Source organism: Mucilaginibacter sp. OK098 (assembly GCF_900142915.1).
Classification (GTDB): Bacteria; Bacteroidota; Bacteroidia; order Sphingobacteriales; family Sphingobacteriaceae; genus Mucilaginibacter.
In genome coordinates this window covers 436,053-454,858 of record NZ_FRCM01000005.1, presented here as the reverse complement: position 1 = coordinate 454,858, position 18,806 = coordinate 436,053, and the positions used below count along the sequence as shown (strand labels likewise).

The 18,806-nt window shown below is 40.9% G+C and carries 13 protein-coding genes; 5 read left to right on the top strand and 8 right to left on the bottom strand.

From position 1 onward, the window contains the following. Positions 1 to 35: 35 nt before the first annotated feature. The 4 genes from BUE31_RS18670 to BUE31_RS18655 all read left to right on the top strand — a co-directional run bounded on the left by BUE31_RS18670 (position 36) and on the right by BUE31_RS18655 (position 6,174). Positions 36 to 4,601, top strand: coding sequence for a DUF6443 domain-containing protein (locus BUE31_RS18670; RefSeq protein ID WP_083620097.1), 4,566 nt, complete (start codon positions 36 to 38; stop codon positions 4,599 to 4,601). 17 nt (positions 4,602 to 4,618) lie between these two features. Next, the gene (locus BUE31_RS18665; RefSeq protein ID WP_143167174.1) at positions 4,619 to 4,939 is read left to right on the top strand and encodes a hypothetical protein; all 321 of its coding nucleotides are present in this window, start codon (positions 4,619 to 4,621) and stop codon (positions 4,937 to 4,939) included. An 83-nt stretch (positions 4,940 to 5,022) separates the two neighbouring features. Further along, on the top strand, positions 5,023 to 5,427 hold the full coding sequence (locus tag BUE31_RS18660; protein ID WP_073405341.1) for a hypothetical protein: 405 nt from the start codon (positions 5,023 to 5,025) through the stop codon (positions 5,425 to 5,427). 102 nt (positions 5,428 to 5,529) lie between these two features. Continuing rightward, complete coding sequence (locus BUE31_RS18655) at positions 5,530 to 6,174, top strand: NADAR family protein (protein WP_073405340.1); 645 nt, start codon at positions 5,530 to 5,532, stop codon at positions 6,172 to 6,174. Positions 6,175 to 6,343: 169 nt separating this feature from the next. Here the strand turns inward: BUE31_RS18655 and BUE31_RS18650 are convergent, their stop codons facing one another. From BUE31_RS18650 to BUE31_RS18640, 3 genes are read right to left on the bottom strand one after another with little or no spacing between them, the layout of a single operon-like run. Continuing rightward, positions 6,344 to 7,246, bottom strand: a complete 903-nt coding sequence (locus tag BUE31_RS18650) for an alpha/beta fold hydrolase (RefSeq protein ID WP_073405562.1) — start codon at positions 7,244 to 7,246, stop codon at positions 6,344 to 6,346. A 50-nt stretch (positions 7,247 to 7,296) separates the two neighbouring features. Then, positions 7,297 to 7,773, bottom strand: coding sequence for an SRPBCC family protein (locus BUE31_RS18645; RefSeq protein WP_073405339.1), 477 nt, complete (start codon positions 7,771 to 7,773; stop codon positions 7,297 to 7,299). Beyond that, positions 7,770 to 8,096 (bottom strand): ArsR/SmtB family transcription factor, encoded by a 327-nt coding sequence (locus BUE31_RS18640; protein ID WP_073405338.1) that lies wholly within the window; start codon positions 8,094 to 8,096, stop codon positions 7,770 to 7,772. The genes BUE31_RS18645 and BUE31_RS18640 overlap by 4 nt, the downstream gene beginning before the upstream one ends. Positions 8,097 to 8,301: 205 nt before the next feature. Here BUE31_RS18640 and BUE31_RS18635 point away from each other — a divergent pair, with 205 nt between their 5' ends. Beyond that, the gene (locus tag BUE31_RS18635) at positions 8,302 to 9,429 is read left to right on the top strand and encodes an acyltransferase family protein (protein WP_073405337.1); all 1,128 of its coding nucleotides are present in this window, start codon (positions 8,302 to 8,304) and stop codon (positions 9,427 to 9,429) included. Positions 9,430 to 9,626: 197 nt separating this feature from the next. Here the strand turns inward: BUE31_RS18635 and BUE31_RS18630 are convergent, their stop codons facing one another. From BUE31_RS18630 to BUE31_RS18610, 5 genes are all read right to left on the bottom strand, one after another. After that, positions 9,627 to 10,430, bottom strand: a complete 804-nt coding sequence (locus BUE31_RS18630; RefSeq protein ID WP_234997872.1) for a tetratricopeptide repeat protein — start codon at positions 10,428 to 10,430, stop codon at positions 9,627 to 9,629. A 358-nt stretch (positions 10,431 to 10,788) separates the two neighbouring features. Next, entirely contained in the window at positions 10,789 to 11,745 is a 957-nt protein-coding gene (locus BUE31_RS18625) for an endo-beta-N-acetylglucosaminidase H (protein ID WP_073405335.1), read from the bottom strand. 161 nt (positions 11,746 to 11,906) lie between these two features. Next, positions 11,907 to 13,208: an EndoS/ChiA family endoglycosidase gene (locus tag BUE31_RS18620; RefSeq protein ID WP_143167173.1), complete on the bottom strand. Its 1,302-nt coding sequence runs from the start codon at positions 13,206 to 13,208 to the stop codon at positions 11,907 to 11,909. Positions 13,209 to 13,713: 505 nt separating this feature from the next. After that, positions 13,714 to 15,318: a SusD/RagB family nutrient-binding outer membrane lipoprotein gene (locus BUE31_RS18615; RefSeq protein ID WP_073405333.1), complete on the bottom strand. Its 1,605-nt coding sequence runs from the start codon at positions 15,316 to 15,318 to the stop codon at positions 13,714 to 13,716. Positions 15,319 to 15,341: 23 nt separating this feature from the next. After that, positions 15,342 to 18,653, bottom strand: a complete 3,312-nt coding sequence (locus BUE31_RS18610; RefSeq protein WP_073405561.1) for a SusC/RagA family TonB-linked outer membrane protein — start codon at positions 18,651 to 18,653, stop codon at positions 15,342 to 15,344. Between the last annotated feature and the right edge of the window lie 153 nt (positions 18,654 to 18,806).

Sequence of the window (18,806 nt, the reverse complement as noted above, 5' to 3'; positions counted from 1 at the left end):
TCAACCTATCAACAAATCTTAACACATCACATTATATGATTCGCTTTAAAGTATTAATCAACTCCTGTTTGTGCATTTGCCTCCTATGTTTAATCAGCGTTTCTGCTTTAGCCCAATGCTTTAACAATTATACGCTTTCTCCAAGCGGCAACATTTGCGGTGGTTCAGCAACAATGACCCTTTCAGGATCTCAATCAGGCGTGACCTACCAGCTTCAGGTAAACGGGTCTAACTATGGCTCCCCCGTAAATGGCACAGGCTCCTCTATTACTGTTGGAACAGTTACCAGCAGTAGCAGCGGTGGCGGAGGGACTTTTCTGGTTGTCGCCTCGCAATTTGGAAGCAGTTGCTCACCTACCGTTATTTCTGGCGCGGGGGTAACTTTTGTACCTACTCCCGGAGGAACAGTTACGGCTAGCAGCTCCTACGTTTGCAGCGGCTCGCCCGTTACATTTACCGTTAACCCAACCGCACCAGGGTCTTATAACTATCAATGGTTCTTGAACGGGCCCGCTATTCCCGGTGCAACATCTCCAACCTATTCCGCCTCCGTTGTGGGGACGTATACTGTCCAAATAAGCAATACCTGCGGAGCGGCAACACTCCCGTGTCCGACCATTAATGCAGCGCCAAATGTGGGAGCTCCTGGCTCTATTACGGGCCCGTTAAGCAGGGTAGCAGGGGCTGCTGGCAGTTCAACGTATACTGTTGGCGGGGCGGCAAATGCCGTTTCCTATTTATGGGAAGTATCACCGGCTGTAGCGGGAACATTTAACGGAACAGGAACAGCCACTGCGTCGTTCAATTGGAATCCTGATTTTTCAGGGACCGCAATTATCAGGGTAAGGGCGATAGGAAATTGTGGCCCCCCTAGTGGGGCTAGCTTATTACCGGTAAGCGTTGATCTTCCGGCAAGCAGCGGATATAGTTACTTGAAGGAAACAGATGTTAGGGTGCCCAATATTGTGTCAGCGACCTCACTTGCTGCCCTCCCCATTGGGCAAAAGAAGGTTACAATTACCTATGAAGACCAGGAAGGAAGGCCAATTCAAACGGTTATGCAATCGGCCTCACCCGGCATGAACGATGTGATACAGCCCGCCGCTTATGACCCGGTAGGCAGACCGGTTACAACGTATCTTCCCTATACCGCTCCTGGTACAAATAATGGAAGCTACGTGACAAACCCTTTAACCAATCAGGCAATTTATTATAATCCATCCACTCCGGGCGCTCCGAATATCGCAACTTCGACTAACTCTACCAGTCAGTCCGGCTATGATAATTCTCCCCTGGAACGGGTTGTTGAGAAAGGATATCCAGGCTCAACCTGGATACAGGGAGGCGGACACAGCGTTCAAAATGGCTATGGCGCAAATGCCCCATATGAAGTAGTCTACTGGATCTTAAATACCAATGGCAATGGCGCTTATGCTTCAACGTATAATTCCGGTATGCTCCTTTCGGCTATTGTTACTGATGAAAACGGAAATTCGGTCACGCAATACACCGATTTCAGTGGAAAGATGGTTTGTAAGAAAGTGCAGAACGGGCCATCGACATATCTGAACACTTATTATGTGTATGATAATGCCGGAAACCTACGTTACGTAATCCCTCCATTGCCAACCGTTCCCGTAGCGGTAAGCCTCCCTTCATCTTTCGTCGAAACTGACGCCGTATTTACAAATTTCTTTTATGGATACCATTATGACGGGCGGAACAGGCTGACAGAGAAGAAAGTTCCTGGAAAGGGCTGGGAGTACTATGTTTATAACCGACTTGATCAAGTTGTTCTAAGCCAGACTTCGACCCAGACTAGCTTGGGCCTTTGGACATTTACCAAGTATGATTCCAGGGGAAGGGCTATATTGACCGGTGATTATACGACCGCTTCATTGCGAGGCACGCTTCAAAGTGCTGCAGATTCATTTTCAAGTGCGCTGCTATGGGAAAGCTTTAGTAATTCCACTTCAAATTATGGCTATACAGACGTAAGTTATCCTGATAATACCGTTAGCAGCTCAAAAAAGGTTCTTTCCGCCAGCTATTATGATAATTATTCCTTTTTAAGCAATAGCTCAATTAATCCAAACACAGCTGTTTTTACGGCTCCATCCGCAGATACAATTCTTAATTCTCCTGAAGGGTTAACTACCGGAAGTATCACCAATGTGCTGGGTGCACCATCAACTACCTATTTATTGAGCATCAATCATTATGATACTTATGGAAGAACAGTAAAAACCGTTGGCCAGTCCTACAAGACAGGGGGCACTAATTCAGGGAACTATGATATTATTCAGAATCAGTATAGCTTTGACAACTCGCTTGTCAAGAGCACCCGGACGCATTATCTCTCTTCTGCGCTTCTGTTGACCATTAACACGTTTTACGGCTATGACCATTCGGGGAGGAAGATCTTGTTGCAGCAACAGTACGACAGCGGGCCGCTTATTAACCTGGCGGAATACGATTATAACGAGTTGGGACAGCTCTACCGGAAAAGCCTGCATGCCCCTGGGCAGCCAGCAGGCGTGCCATCAGCGGCAAACATCACATTGGGAACAGCAGATGCGATAAGTTCCGGGACTAAAATGGTTTATGCTTCGAACAGTATTGTCTTGCAATCAAATTTTTCTGTTAGTTCTGGTGCTACGTTTAAGGCAAGCATTATCCATCCGTATCTGCAGACCATTAACTACAGCTATAATATCAGGGGGTGGCTAACAAAGATAAATGATCCGAACAGTTTAGGTACCAGCTTATTTGCAGAGCAGGTTGACTATGATCAGCCTAATACTTCGTTTAGCGGTACTACCCCGCAGTTTAATGGCAATATCAGCACGATGAGCTGGCAAACGCTGGCAAAACCCAATACCTCCATGGTGCAGGAGCTTAAAGGCTATGTATATAACTATGATGGATTGAACCGCCTAACCGCATCTTACTATAAAGCTCCTTCGGGAAATGACACCTACAACGAAGTGATAAGTTACGATGAACTGGGCAACATACTTTCACTCAATCGAAATGCAACGGCCAGCACCTTTTTAAATAAACTGGCATATAACTACGGAAGCGGCACCCAAAGAGGGAATTTACTTTTAAGTGTTGCCGACAATGGAGGAACAGAAAACTACGCAAGCACATTTAGCTATCAGTCCAGCGGTAGTGAAACGGCAAATACAAAGACAGGTGTTCAGCAAATTATCTACAATGAGCTTAATCTCCCCTCGCTAATTACATTTACATCGGGCAAAACCATCAGCTTTGCCTATTCAAGCAGCGGCGAGGAATTTGAAAGGATAATCAAGCAGGGAACAACGGTCAGCGAGGACCGGAGCTATATACATGGGATAGAATATGTAGGTAATACCATAAACTTTATACACACGGAGGAGGGACGGGTACGGCCTATTACAGGCGGGTATTTACTGGAGTACCAGGTAGTAGATCATTTAGGCAACGTGCGGGCAATGTTTGGAGATGAAGATAATAGCGGCTCATTCTCAGCAGCAAACGATATTGTTCAAACAACGGATTATTATGCATTCGGAAGACAGATCGCTTATCTTGATGCAAACCCACAATACCAATATAAGTTTAATGGGAAGGAATATTCGTCAGATCTGAACGAATACAATTATGGTGCCCGCTATTTAAATCCAGCAACCGCCAGGTGGAATGCTATTGATAATGATGCCGATAAAAGCAGGCGATGGAGTCCATATAGCTATGCGTACAATAACCCGGTGAGAAACATAGATCCTGATGGCAATTTTAGTTATGATTATTCTACTGCATATGCCAACGCAGTTTCCTCTGATATTAGCCGAGCTTCTCAATTTTCTTATTTCCGAGAGCCAGAGGACTATGTTTATGATTATGAGCATGGCTTTACATCGTATGATCCTACGCCAGCGATTATGTTGAAGCAGGCGATGAATGATATGGCTCATGATTTGGAGAAGAACAATCCATACAGGGGCCATGGTTCAGACGCTGAAGATGGAGGAGACTTTTATTCATCACTTAATAGTAGTGGTTCCAGTGGTCACGGTGGTGGACTAGGGAATTTTCTATTACATCTAACTCCGTTTGGGGGTATTATAGATTTTACAAATGCCGCTAAACAAGATAATGTTGGTGGAGCTGTTTTAGGATTAGCTTCTACTGCGGCGTTTTTTACGGGCGAGGGAGCGTTTAGCAGTGTAAACGGCTCTGCAGAAAGTTCAACAAGCACTTTAGGAGAGGGGATGTCAACTTTATACAGGAACCTAGGGCCAAATGAGAGAAATTCTATAAATTCATTAGGCGGTTTTTCTACTTCTGCGAATTCTTTTGATGGAAAACAATTTTGGATAGGTGATTCAGGTCTTACTATGTGGAAGAACTCTTTTCTTGCTAAACCGTATGATATTAAAGTTACGATTCCTACATCCTATATTACACCGGGACACCCTAACTATTTATTTAATGAACCACCAGATCCTTTTTTTAATGGGCAACCAAGCATTGATAATTTCCCAGGAGGCACTGTCTTACCACAAAATCTAGGAATATTTAATTCGGTTATTAAGTGGGAATGGTTACATTAACAATAAAATGTTTTACTATGATAAAAATACCAAGTATTGAAATTAAGGCCTTAGTGATTTTTAATGATAACGCTGCGCAATTTTTTAGGTTTCCTATCAAAAATAAAGTCAGAATGTCTTTATGGGAAAAGGAGGCGAGATATTCTACACCTAGTGAAACTTATAGTGAGGTTCCAATAGCTATAAATAAAGAAACCATTGTTAATATTATGTTCCTTTCCAATTATCTAAACAGACCGGTTTTGAGAGGAGATGAATTTTGTCTAGGAACATTTCCTATTGTAATTGGGAATGTTAAAGTTTTGGAAGTTATTGATTCACCAATTAATAAAATTTAGAACTCTTTTATACTTAAAAGTATTCAAAAAATACTTGTGCTTAATAATTCAAGTTTACAGCTTTTGTATCCAATATCATTAAAATGATTCAACCAGACAAAGCTATCGGTACTGTCACTATTGATGATTTAGAAATAACCACATTCTTTTCAATCATTGATATTGAAAATTTGAAAAAGCAGCATTATGTGATATTAGCGGTAAACAATGAAGATTACATATCCTATCGTATTCCATTTTTTGATAATGGTGAAACCGCAGTATTGTTTACATTTCACAAAGGAAAAATTCTTTATGTAAGTATTGGGTTAGGTGCAAAAAATGACTTTCCTGAATATGAAATAACCGAGAAAAAGAAGGCTATAATTAAAGATAGGCTCAAAAGCATAGGAGGCGAACATGTATACAGATGGGGAAGTGTTCAGTATAGTGAAGATCCTAAAGGTGGAAATGTTGGAATATTTGTAAGATACAATAATAACAATTAGTAAGAATTTGATTTTGAAAATGAAAAAAGGCGGTTAGAATTTATATCCAAAACCCAATATCGTGTTTATCCTAATTATTTTGAATAAGTACTCATAAAGTATATGCAAAATACAGAAATTATTCAATTTTATAAAGTAAATGACCCTTATGGGGAATTCTCCAACTTTAAGCCATCACCAATATTGCTTGAAGGTGAGATTTGGCCAACAGTAGAACATTACTTCCAGGCAAGTAAATTTGATGATTTCAATGTTCGGGACAAGATTAAATTACTAAACTCTCCCATGGATGCAGCCAAAGAAGGAAGGAACAGAAATAATAAACTAAAGGAGGAATGGGAGGAAATAAAAAACAAAGTGATGTACAAAGGGCTAAAAGCAAAATTCTTGCAGCACCCGGAGTTAAAAAAAATCCTTTTGGAAACTGGCGATAAAACCATTATTGAGCATACCATCAATGATAATTATTGGGCAGATGCTGGTGACGGAAGTGGCAAAAACATGCTTGGAATACTATTAATGCGCATAAGGGAAGAATTGATAAAGATTTCGGACAATCCGGATTTAATATTTCCGCCCTGGATTGCTTTTCCTTCGACAGATAATCTTGATCTGTTTTGGGGAATGGGGTTAGGGGAAGATTATTTATCTAAATGGTATAATTTCATAAGTAAATATGGCATAGAAACATATATGTTTGATTTTCCTGAACCACTTGAATGGAAAAACGCATATGCTATTAATTAAAATTTGAAAGCCTCAAGTCGAAAGATTTGAGGCTTTTCCATTTACTGCTTTGTATTCAGCTATTCATTAAGCTAATCGATTCAAAATTTACCAATTGAAAAGGTTTATGAAACGTCCTCTAATTTTCCCTAAATCCCACATTACATTCCCCCCAAATTAATGCAGCTTGTCATTCCTTTGTTTTTGATTTATCAAGGAAACTTTCAATCATTGGGATAACAAAGACCGCTTCTTTAGAAACTGATTTTAGTGTTGTTATTTCACCGATATATTCACCGTGCACGCCTGGAATTATAGCTAATTCTGAGCCGGCAATCTGTCTGTGCATTTCTATAGCGTGCTCTGGTTTTATAAGATCCTGGTCGCCTATGATAATTAGGGTTGATGCTTTAATAGATTCGATCTGCTCGTCTGGTATGTCTTTAAAATTCACCATCCTTTTTACATCCTTATCATGCATTATTTGCAGGCCTTTAGGGTTTGGGGTAACTTTTATATAAGCTTCTTTTAGCTGTTCGGGCATATTGGCTAAAGTTGCCTGTTTCATAAAATCCCAAAACTGTGCAGGAACTCCATTGCGTTTGCACAGTGCAGAACCCAAAACGATTTTATCAACTATTTCTGGGTGACGAATAGCTATCTGCATAGCAGTTGTTCCCCCGTTACTGAAACCAAAAAAGTCTGCTTTATCAATATTCAAATGCTGCAAAAGTGTCGCAATGTCGTCTGCGTCCTGCTCAAAGGACAGATCTTTTTCTCTGTCACCAGTTCTTCCATGAGCTTGCAACTCAACAGCTATAATTCTCCTGTGTTTGGCGAGCATTGGGATAATCCTTCCAAATGTTGTTTGAATGGTAGAGCCGCCACCGTGAATCAAAACAAGTGGCTTGCCTTGTCCATAAATTTCATAATACATTCTAATTCCGTTGACTTCAGAATAGCCTTTTCCGGGAACCAGGGTATCCTTTGCGGCCGCCTTAATTTGATTACTATATCCTGCTGATCGGCTTACGTTTTTGAACGATGGTAATATCAGCAGTGCTAAAACAGCATATACGATTGTCTTTTTCATTTTATTAATTTTGATTGAGCATATTGTAAGAAACCATTGCTGATCCTTTTTCAATTCAGCAATAAATTAAGCCTGTTAAGCATCTTGATCCAGCCTTGATAAGCACCCGTTTTCTTCGCTTCTTCTTCCGAAACGGTCTGATGGATGGAAACTTTGGTTTGCTCACCAATAGATTCAAAGGTGACAGTTGTTACTTGCTCTTCAGGCCAATCTTCGGACTTCCCGGCTTTAACTGAACTAACCGAGTTACCGTTTTCATCCGACATAACCATAGTGAAAACAAGCTTTTGGTTTGGCACAACTTCCAAATAGGTGCCTTTGATCCAACACTCACCATGTACAGGGTCATGAATACAGGAATGAAAGTTGCCGCCTTGTGTAACATCAATAGCCCTAAATTCAATGGTACATCCATCAGGTGCGTACCAATTGATTAATTGCCGGGGATCTGTCCATGCCCGGAATACAATTTCCCGCGGTGCATCACACAGATGGCTAATAAAGAGTTCTTTGTTGTCCGAATTCATATATTTTGTTTTTTTGTTTCTTCAAGGAATTTGTCCAATTTCTCAAAACGCTGGCTCCAAAGCTTACGTGACGCTGCAACCCAATCAGCAACCTCATCCAGCTGACTAAGCCGGGCTTCACAAAATTGTTCCCGCCCTTTTTGGGTTACAGAGATCATCCCGCATTCATTAAGCACTTTAATGTGTTTGGCAATCGCCTGTCTGCTAATGCCAAAATCTTCTCCAATTCCGGCAAGATTTAGCGGTCCCCGCAACAGTTTCTGTATAATTATTCTTCTTGTTGGGTCTGCTATTGCCTGAAAAACATCTCTTCTTTCTATCATAATACAACCAAATGGTTGCCAAATATAAACACAACCATTCGGTTGCGCAAATTTTTTGAGATTTTTTTCTTACCGAAGACTTTTCCTGATTCCCCCCATTGCATTTCCAATAAAATTAAAGCATCTTGTGGATTCAAACCACGTTCGCCATAGCGGACAAATTATAAACTAACAAAACCATCCCTGTATCCAATTTAGACTATTTATGACCAAAATGCCTGCCTATCTCGAAACAAAAAGTCATTACCAGATCCTTGACGGGTTACGTGGTGTAGCCGCCCTTATTGTAGTTGCCTTTCATGTTCTTGAAACCTATTCGGGAGATCGTTTCCACCAGATCATCAATCATGGCTATTTAGCGGTTGATTTCTTTTTCCTGTTGTCGGGTTTTGTTGTGGCTTATGCTTATGATGATCGTTGGGGGAAAATGACCCAATGGGATTTTTATAAACGACGGCTCATTCGCTTGCAGCCCATGGTTATTATGGGTACCATCATTGGGGCGGCTCTTTTTTACTTCCAGGCCTCCCCGGTATTCCCGACCATCAGTACAACACCTGTTTGGCAGATGCTGCTTGTTATGGTCGTTGGTTTTACGATGCTCCCGTTGCCACTATCAATGGATATTCGCGGTTGGCAGGAAATGAACCCGTTGGACGGCCCCGCCTGGTCGTTATTTTTCGAATATATTGCCAATATTCTTTACGCCCTTTTTATCCGTAAATTCTCTAAAAAACTACTTGCCGTATTTGTAATATTATCTGCCTTGCTCCTTATCCAGTATTTGCTAATGGGGCCGCAGGGCGATGTTATTGGCGGGTGGAGCCTTAACGCACTCCATCTTCATATTAGCTTTGCCCGTTTGCTTTATCCTTTTTTTGCAGGGGTATTGCTTTGCCGCATGGGCAAGCTGATCCATATTAAAGGCGCTTTTGCGGTGTGCAGCCTGCTAATCGCAATTGTCCTGGCTATTCCAAGGATAGGCGGCAGCGAACACCTTTGGATGAATGGCTTGTATGAAGCATTCAGTATTATTGTTGTTTTCCCGCTGATTGTTGCCATTGGTGCCGGGGGAAATATAACCGGAAAGCTTTCTATGAAAGTGTGCAAGTTTTTTGGGGCCATTTCATACCCACTTTATATCACCCACTATCCGCTGATCTACTTATACACCGGCTGGGTGGCGAAAAATAAAGTACCGATGAGTTATGGCATTTGGTTTGGCGTGTTGTTGTTTGTTGTTAGTATCATTATTGCCTATGCATCGCTTAAACTTTATGATGAGCCCGTTCGCGAATGGCTGAGAAAACGCTTCCTGGTGAAACGGGCATAAAGCAAAGTGAATCTTAGCGTGAAAGCTGCATTTAAATTTCGGAAAACAAAATCACCCAACTAATTGATATTAGTTGAGTGATTTGTTTTATTTTAATTGTACAAGCTCTTGTGTATATAATTGCTCCATGAATTTCTGCAGATCCGAAACATTCATATTCAGGAACCAGGCCATAATGAGTATACAGGGATTGGATTTTATTGTTTAACAGGCGGGGCCTTTTTAATAATAAAATTAAATTTCTTACTATCCAGGCTTTTGGTTTGCGCTGAATCTACTGCTACAGTTTTAAACTTCCCGGTTTCAATATTTTTCTTCAACTGCAAGCTTTCCTGCGATTGCGGATTGGCCTCCAATACTTTATTTACCACCTGCATAGATTGCTCGTTTTTATTCACCAAGGCAAGTGCTTTGGCAATCACCAAACTTGATTTTTCATCTGTATAAACGGGCTGTTTCACTGTTTTTAAAATCCCTACAATTTTTTGTGTGGCCTCAGGGGTTAAAGCAGCTTTGCTGCTATCTGCAGCCGCTACACTATTATTCAGTTGCCGGATACTATGTTCGAAACTGTTTTTTACGGCAACTTGCTTTTCTATCCCGGCTTTTAAATTAATTGCCTGCGGCAAACCAGGATTTATTGACAATGCCTTTTGGTTATAAATACTTGCCTCGTTGTATTTTCCTAAAGCGTAATAAGCGCTGGAAATATTATTGAGTGCAACAGGATCATTTGCTGCCCGTGTGGTGTCAAATGCAGCAATTGATTTTTCCAATTTCACACGCAAAGTGGTATCAGCGGGGTTTTTAGCAACCTCATTCGCCGTCTTCTCGATATTTATTTTTCCATTGTCATAACTAAAGGATTTTATGGCCGTCCACCCGATCATCACAATTGGCAGAAAAAAGAAAGGAAGCAAAGCAACAATGCTTTTACCTTTAATAACATTCCAGATCAATGCAAAAACCAAGGCAAGAAATAAAATCCCGCCGGTAATCATCAAAATGATTTCGTATAAATAAAGACCCTGCAACATGGTAATGATGTGTGATGTTAACTATTTGCGATAAAAGGTTTTGTAAGTTAGGGGGCTATAAGCAAATAATATTGCTTTATAGATCATATTTAACTCTAAGTAAGTAAAAAAAATTGAAAATCAAGTATTTATTTTAGCGGATGGGATAAAACATGCGTTTGATTTTAACTTTTCCCAACACAGATTATTGACTTGCAAATAGCATGCGCCGGGGGGGTTATAATAATAAAGAACAGGCCCGTAAGTCTGTTCTTTACAACAATTAGATGAAAATATAAAACAACGTGTACTGTTGTTTGTAAGTGGCTCACGCTTTTATTGCTTATGGCGCATAAGTTGTGCTCTTTCCATAAAGCGCATTTGACACACTGGTTAAATAAGTATGCGTATCAGCGTCAGATAAATTATAACATAAATAAATGCCATAAGCATTATTTACGGTTTGCGTAGCTAAAGAAGCAGCTGTAGATGCACTGGTACTTTGAATATCAATAGCTGCAGGCCCTAAGCTGCTTTTAGCCAAACCTGGTACATTGGGTACAGAATAGGTTCCATATATGGCATTCCAGCTATAGTTTACTTTTGAACCTACCGTTACGCCGTTAAAGGATAAACGTGAAGCTGCCGGTCCGTAATCATAAAATGAAATGATTTTTGATGGCATTAACGATCGAAGTGCGGTTACTAAATAAACAAATGAACTTGAATTTGGCTGACCGGTTCCATTAGTTCCATAATCAGCATATTCATCGTCAAAATCAATCCCGTCAAGTCCATAAGTGGTAACCGCATTGCTTAATAATTGGGCAAACGCCGTTGCGGCCGCCTGGGATGGAAAATTACAGATCCCTGCCCCCTGGTGGTTACCTAAAATAGACAATAATACTTTTACCCCCTTAGCCTGCAGCGTTTGGATATAAGTAGTATGACTGGTAAGCACCGCCTGTGTTTGAGTATTGTAAGATAGAACAGCTGTTTGGGTGGTTGTATTATAATTGATATTGGCTGCAAAAATTATAGCGATATCAAATAGTTGCTGACCGGTTGATAATTTGTATTTACCCACATCCCTGATATCATAATTGTTTACTTCAACATAGCAAACCGCTTTGGGCCCGCTAACACCAATTGCGTCAGTCTTCAGCTTATCAGCTGTTGACAGCGTTGTTGAAGTATCAGGAGCTTTCATAGCATCTTTTTTACAAGCTGAAATAAATATCAGCATAAAACAAACTGCAGCTACTGCAGCCTTTTTTAGAAACATAGTTTTTTTTCTCATTTTTTATTTTTTTGGTTTATTAAAAAATTGGTTATTGATTTAGTTACGCTGTTTTTTATTTATCCATAGGCCTGTTGTTTTAATTTGGTATCTGTAAAATTTATTTGAGCAAATCCTTAGGTACTGGTTATATAACCAGTACCTAAGAGATAAAATAATGTCTATTGAATTTTAACTGAGTTTACTTTATCATTAGCACTGGGGCTAAGCAGTGTAAAGTTTGAATTGCTGGATGTAAGTGTCCATGAAGTACCTGTAAAGCTGCTGGATGTATACATAATTACCTTCCAACCTGCCGGGATGATAACAGAAGATGCCCAGTTTTTCACAAAACCATAGCTTTGTAGCTGCGTTAAGGTATAACTGCCTTTGGGGATAGCTGATGTTGCCGTACCTGCATCGCTCACATTTTGATAAAAAACCACACCGCCTCCTCCGGTTCCGCCACCAACAGGATTCATAATTTTGATCAGGTCGTTAGTTACCCTGTAATTTGCAGGCCGGTTCGTATTATCATGCATTGAAGTAAGTGGGGCGTCGCGGTCAATGGCATAGCCAAACACACCGCCTTTTTTACCACTGCTTGGTTCCCATCTTGCCATGTTATAGGCATTGCCTGTACCATTTTCAGGGTAGGTAACATCATCCCAATAATTAGTTGGATAACCATTTTCTTCATAAAATGAAAACCCTGGTACAAATTGGGTCGAACTGATATATGGCGTAAAAGTATTTATGGTAGATTGAAGATTGGATGTTCCCTGGCCGTAAGCCTGGAACCATACATAACTAACCATAGTGTAAACATTCCGAAAAAGACTATTGCTTCCGCCCTGGTTGGTATCAAAGGTAAGCAGCTTTGTAGTTCCTGATTTTGGGCCCAGGTAAGCTGAAAGCGCTGTATAAACCCCTGTCATATCTGTTAATGTAGTTCCTGTAGGGTTACTTTCAACATCAATATCAAACCCATCAAAACCATATTTATTAACAATGCTATCCATTATCGTTTTCGCCGTTGTTTGGTATCCTGCCGTAGTATGCGGAACACCCGAGGCGATATCCAGATTACCGGTAACAATTACTTTAGTTCCTTTAGCATGTAAAGCAGGAATCACGGTATTCTTCATTTGCGTTTGTTCATTAGCAGAAGAACCGCTCCCAAATCCAAAAGCAATGGCAACATCAAGGCTGTCCGGCAAAGCCGCCATCCCCGATATATCAGCACCGCCGCCAGTAGGAGATCCATATGACCTGTAAAAGCCGGCAGAAATTTCGTGGTTGGTTTTTTTATAGGCGATCAAAATACTATCGGTATTTGCAGCGGCAAGGTTACTTTTAAAGTTCCCTATACTTTGCGGATTACCGTTATTAACAACATCCTTTTTACATGATTGGGCTGTTAAAAGTAGCACCCCACCAAGCAATAACATATTGCTTAGTGGCAAAAAATAAGCTTTTCTCATTGTTTTTTTGATTTTACGGTTTATAATTGGTGTTATAATTGTATGCTGTTTTCTCAGTTGGTTTTACAATAGGCGTTAGTTTTTATTTAAGCGATGTTTTAATGATAAGGTTGGTATTTGATCAGCGCGGTTAAAGCTTCTATCTCATTGTTGTTTCATATTATTATCTAAGGTTTTAAAAGAACCCTTTAAAAAAAGGGCTCTTTAAGGTTAATCAACTAAACCAATCAACTCAACCCAGTTCTCATTCTGAGTTATTGTTAATGCGTGCTATACAGACATCTTAAAATCTATTCTTATGTTGCCTATGCACTTTAGCATAGTACTGGTTTAACATATAATAGTACAACAGTTGGCTGTTTAAGTTTTGTTTCAGCTGTTGCTATATCCCTGCCTGTTTAACAAATGGATTGAGACATCCAAAATTCTTATCCATCCTTTAAATTGATTTAACAATAAGCGGGTCTATAAAAACGCCGCTTATTGTAGTGATTGGTTTAGGTTGTTAAAAATTAGCTTTATTAACATCCCACCATAACCGGGTGCCGCCATTATCCGCACCGCCCAATAAGGTGAGCGCGTTTTTAACCGCCGCACCGTTATTATTGTATTCGCTGGTAGGGAAAGGGAGTCTCCTGATCTGGATCTGTGTATCAATAGTGTTGTTGCTGTTATTATTTACCACGGTAAATAATTTAGGATATCCTGTTCTGCGGTAATCTGCCCAAGCTTCCTGTCCATCAGGAAATATAGCCAGCCATTTTTGGGTAATAATGCGTTCCAGCTTTTGCTCATTACCCGCAAGCGGATCCCATTTTATGGTGATTGAACTAAGCGCTGGTGAATTATTCACATTGTTTTTAGGATCGGTATAAGCACCAGGTTTGCTTACTGTATTACTGATATAGCTACCTGCGGATACACCCCATTGCTGCATGGAGGTACCAATCCCGGTTTCATAATTAGTTTGTGCATCGCCTGCACCAGCCCAGCCGCGTAAAGCAGCTTCAGCCTTTAAAAACCACATTTCGGCAGCGGTCATTATTAATTGAGGCGCTGTTTGCGTAAACGTAGTTGCGGTGTTTAAGCTTGCATAGGTATCATAATCGGGCCTTGACAGGATATTGCTTCCAATGCGGATGCCGATGTACTGGCCCGCAAAAAGCGCATCAGTGGCCGGTTTACAATATACGGGTAAGCGGGGGTCATTGTACCCTGTTAAATAGGATTGAAAAGACGCTCCCATCCGGTTATCATCATAAGGATCAGTTACCACCCAAAGATCGTTTGATCTGCCGCCTGATTGTGCTATGGCTGCATCATCTGCCGGAGTTGTTAACAACCCACCTACTGCGCTCATTGCTTTTTCGGCTTGTTGCTGAGCAGTTGCAGCGTCTGCTTTTACAATGCGCATAGCTAAACGTAAACGAAGGGAATTGGCAAACTTAAGCCACTTTGTATAATCGCCGTTAAATATCAGGTCGCTGCCGGCCAATGGCTTTTTGCCCGGGTTGGCAGCAATATAAGCTTGCAAATTATTGGCCGCTGTATCTATCTGGCTAAAAAATTGCTGATAAACCGTTTTTTGATCATCATACGAAATGCTGGTAATGGCGGTTCCGGCTTTGCTATAGGGGATCGGTCCAAACCGGTCTGTAACCCTGTCCATCGCTTCAACCCGTATTAATAGGGCAACTGCCCAAAGATCGGGCGCTTTTGTCCTGGCTCCGGTAGCTGCTATTTTACTTACCGGCCCCATAACCAGGTTATATTGATCATTAAAACCTGCCTGGTTCCAGCCATCAACCAAAGCATAATTTAAGTTATTAATGCCTCCCCTGAAAGGATCAGGAGACATCATATAGCCAGAGTAAGCATCGGCGCTTAAGTTTTGAGCCACCTGGTAGTTACTGTATATAGCCTGCTCCAACGGGCCAAATGCCGTTGGAAGTATGGCTATGGTTTGATTAACGGAAAGTGCATTGGGGTTGGTATTATACTTCTCGAAGTTTTTGGTGCAACTGCTTACACCAAGTATAATTAAAGCTGACGCCATAATTTTATAATTACGTTGTCCGCCTGCTATTATATATTTTAAGTTTATTTTCATGACTAGTAAATTGAGATCAGTGATTAAAACGAAACATTTAAGTTTAAACCTACGTTGCGGGTTGCCGGCTGGTTAAACACATCAACACCCGAAAGCCCGTTTCCTGTTGACATGGTTAGTTCAGGATCAAAAGGTGCTTTCTTATGGAAATAAACCAGGTTTCTGCCTGTTACAGAAACTTTAACACTTTTAAAAGCGCTATTTGATATCGGCATGGTATAGCCAATAGCTGCTTCACGTAACCGTATAACCGTTGCGCTATAAATGTATTGATCGGTTATCCCATCTCTGCCGCCAATAGTTTGGTACCAGGCCTGGGCATTTACTGTGCTTACAACGTTTCCGCTTTTATCCACACCATTAACTTTTACACCACCCGCGTTGCGTGCATCGCCGGTTACTTTTGATACACCATTCTGATCCAGAATAGCCTGGGTCATTGACAATACCTGTCCGCCAAATTTTCCGTCAATCAGGAAGCTCAGGCTGAAGTTTTTATAATCAAAACTGTTACTCCATCCTAATTGAAATTTTGGATTTGGATTCCCTAAAAGCGAAAATGTTTTATTTGCCTGTGGTGTGTATGGGTTTGCAGCAGTTCCGCTTCCGTTTAACACAATCCGTCCCTGTGAATCACGGGTTAGGCTATAACCATAGATATCGCCATACGATCCGCCAACGGCCAGGTGCGACTCATAATTATTGTTGCCATTCCCTGTTAAAACAAATGAGTTTATCCCGTCCTTGCTATCAACATCAATAATTTTGTTGGTGTTTTTAGCACCGTTTATGGCGGTGTTCCAGGTAAAATCTTTACCACGCACAACCTCATAACCCAATATGAATTCTATACCGCTATTTTGCACATTGCCTGCATTAACATAGCCGGTTGAAAACAACGAAGCTGTAATTGGCTGTACCGGGAAATATTGATCGCGGGTATTGGTTTTATAATACGTAAAGCTAAAGTTAAGCCTGTTATCCAAAAACCTAAGGTCAGTTCCTAATTCAATAGATTTTGTTCTTTCAGGCTTCAGTGTTCTGAAAGCTGCTGCCGTATTAAAAACCAATTGCCCTGCAGCATTCTGTGTGTTTTGCACCGAAGTAAGGTAAGGAGGAATAGTATTACCAACCTCTGCATAAGTACCTCTTACTTTTGCATAGTTTATAACCTTAGGTAAATTTAAAGCCTGGTTAAGTATGGCAGACAAGCCCACCGAAGGGTAGAAATAAGAAACATTGGGTGTAAACGCCAGGTTTGACGACCAATCATTTCTGCCGGTAACTGTCAGATACAGCCAATCCTGGTACGAAAAGTTGGCATTGCCAAATAACGCCTGCAGCTGGCTATGGTTTGGCGCTATCCCTACTGTATTGCTGGTTGTGTTGGAAGTAGTTCCGCCTAATGAAGCAATAACATTACCTGGTGTAAAAAAGTCAGGGGTCGAAAGGTTACCATTCAGTGAAAGCCCGCGGGTAATATTATCTGTAATACTACCACCCACTAAACCATTTATTTTAAAAGGCGAGTGCATTGGAACGGTAAAGTTTGCAATCAGGTCCCCGTACTTTTGTTCAACGGTTTGATCGCTTAAATTTAAAAAACCATTCCCGTTCGAGTTAAATAATGAATTGGTGCCCGAGTACCTGTCTTGTTCATAGTTGTCGTTTGTGCGGTCGACATTGCCCCTTACCTGGATGCTCAACCAACTGGCCACATCATATCTAACACTTCCGTTTAATAAAACGCGGTTACGGGTTCCGAAGTTTGGATCCCTGTTTATTATCCACCATGGGTTTTGCTGTAAATTATCATTGGTGAACCAGTTTTGGCGTGCAAATCCGGTTTGGTTATCAAAAAGGTAGCTATTTTTATAAGTATTGATATCTAATCCTCTTGGAAACAGGTATAAACCGGTTAATGGATTTAGGTATAAGCCAAAACTCGGCGAGTTATTTATCTTTTGATTGATGTAGTTAATATTTGCATCAACTGTTAATTTATTGTCGAAAAACTTTGCAGTTTCTCTTAAATTAAAGTTATTACGGTCAAGCACGTTACCAGGCTCCACACCTTTTGCATGTGTATTGGCATATGAAAAATAAGTTTGCGCCACTTCTGATCCGGCCGAAAGGTTTACTGCGTTAGTCCAGTTGGTGCCGTTTTGAAAAAAGTTCTTCAAATTATCCTGGCTGCCAGAAATACCGGCTCCCCAGCTATCAATTGCACCGCTTTTTGTTTGTCCGTAGCTATTTTGAAACTGCGGTTCATATGCAACATGATCCACAGCAAAGGTTGAAGAATAGCTGATCTGCGCTTTTCCGGCCCTTCCTTTTTTTGTAGTGATCAATATTACCCCATTTTGCGCCTGGCTGCCATACAAAGCTGCGGCAGCGGCGCCTTTAAGTACCGATATATTGGCTATATCTTCAGGGTTAAGGTTTGAGATGCCGTCTCCACCATCAGGGCTACCACCGAATGTTCCGGTAGGCTGCATATTGGCATTTGAGCCATTGGTAATAGGCACCCCGTCAATAACATACAATGGCTGGTTATTGCCATTGGCGGATCTGTTACCTCTTAAAATAACTTTTACAGAACCTCCTACACCCGAAGCACTTGGCGAAATGGATAAGCCTGCTACTTTTCCGTTCAGCGCATTCATCAGGTTATCGCTTTTTACTCTTGTTAACTCATCCCCGTCAACCTGTTGCGTTGAATAAGTAAGCGACTTTTCAGAACGCCTTACACCAAGGGCAGTAACCACAATTTCTGAAAGCGCGGCCGACTGCTGTTTTAAAGTAACGTTAATGTGCATGTTATTATTTATAGTTACTTCTTTGGTCTCAAAGCCAATAAAGCTGAATACCAGTGTTCCGTCACCGTTGGGCGCATTCAACTTATAGTTACCCTGCAAATCGGTAGCTGTGCCTTGTTGTGTGCCTTTTAGCTTTACATTAACACCGGGGATAGGATCGCCCTTTATATCATTTACGGTACCGGAAATAGTAATTTGCCGTGCGGCTGATGCTGATACGGTTGTTTTTCTCTTAACTATAACCGTATTATCAACAATCAGGTACGTTACGGGCTGGTTATTGAAACACTTATCAAGCACTTCATTAATAGGCATGTTTTTAACTGATAAGCTAACCGGGACGGTTTCATTCAGCATTTTTGAGTTATACAAAAAGTTATAACCGCTTTGCTGCCTTAATTCTTTAAAAACCTTTTTTAAAGACACCTCCTTTACGGATAAATTAATATTTTGAGCGTAGGTGCTGGCGCTCACATGTAACATGCCCGATATCAATAAAACCAAGGTGAGTTTCATAATGAGCAGAAATTTATTTTGTATGCGAAGGATATACCTGCATATAAATACAGTGTAAAGTTTATACATTTGTTTATAGGGTTAAATTACAATTGGTTGTTGAAGCAATTAATGTATTTTACCTGGCGCTGCCTGGCAGTGCTTAAGTCAGGG

What these genes read in the sequence shown, in the direction of transcription:
- BUE31_RS18625 (WP_073405335.1), bottom strand. Translation starts at nt 11,745, where the DNA reads ATGAGAAAAAAAACTATGTTTCTAAAAAAGGCTGCAGTAGCTGCAGTT.
- BUE31_RS18665 (WP_143167174.1), top strand. Translation starts at nt 4,619, where the DNA reads ATGATAAAAATACCAAGTATTGAAATTAAGGCCTTAGTGATTTTTAAT.
- BUE31_RS18660 (WP_073405341.1), top strand. Translation starts at nt 5,023, where the DNA reads ATGATTCAACCAGACAAAGCTATCGGTACTGTCACTATTGATGATTTA.
- BUE31_RS18630 (WP_234997872.1), bottom strand. Translation starts at nt 10,430, where the DNA reads ATGATTACCGGCGGGATTTTATTTCTTGCCTTGGTTTTTGCATTGATC.
- BUE31_RS18620 (WP_143167173.1), bottom strand. Translation starts at nt 13,208, where the DNA reads ATGAGAAAAGCTTATTTTTTGCCACTAAGCAATATGTTATTGCTTGGT.
- BUE31_RS18645 (WP_073405339.1), bottom strand. Translation starts at nt 7,773, where the DNA reads ATGAATTCGGACAACAAAGAACTCTTTATTAGCCATCTGTGTGATGCA.
- BUE31_RS18655 (WP_073405340.1), top strand. Translation starts at nt 5,530, where the DNA reads ATGCAAAATACAGAAATTATTCAATTTTATAAAGTAAATGACCCTTAT.
- BUE31_RS18640 (WP_073405338.1), bottom strand. Translation starts at nt 8,096, where the DNA reads ATGATAGAAAGAAGAGATGTTTTTCAGGCAATAGCAGACCCAACAAGA.
- BUE31_RS18670 (WP_083620097.1), top strand. Translation starts at nt 36, where the DNA reads ATGATTCGCTTTAAAGTATTAATCAACTCCTGTTTGTGCATTTGCCTC.
- BUE31_RS18610 (WP_073405561.1), bottom strand. Translation starts at nt 18,653, where the DNA reads ATGAAACTCACCTTGGTTTTATTGATATCGGGCATGTTACATGTGAGC.
- BUE31_RS18615 (WP_073405333.1), bottom strand. Translation starts at nt 15,318, where the DNA reads ATGAAAATAAACTTAAAATATATAATAGCAGGCGGACAACGTAATTAT.
- BUE31_RS18635 (WP_073405337.1), top strand. Translation starts at nt 8,302, where the DNA reads ATGACCAAAATGCCTGCCTATCTCGAAACAAAAAGTCATTACCAGATC.
- BUE31_RS18650 (WP_073405562.1), bottom strand. Translation starts at nt 7,246, where the DNA reads ATGAAAAAGACAATCGTATATGCTGTTTTAGCACTGCTGATATTACCA.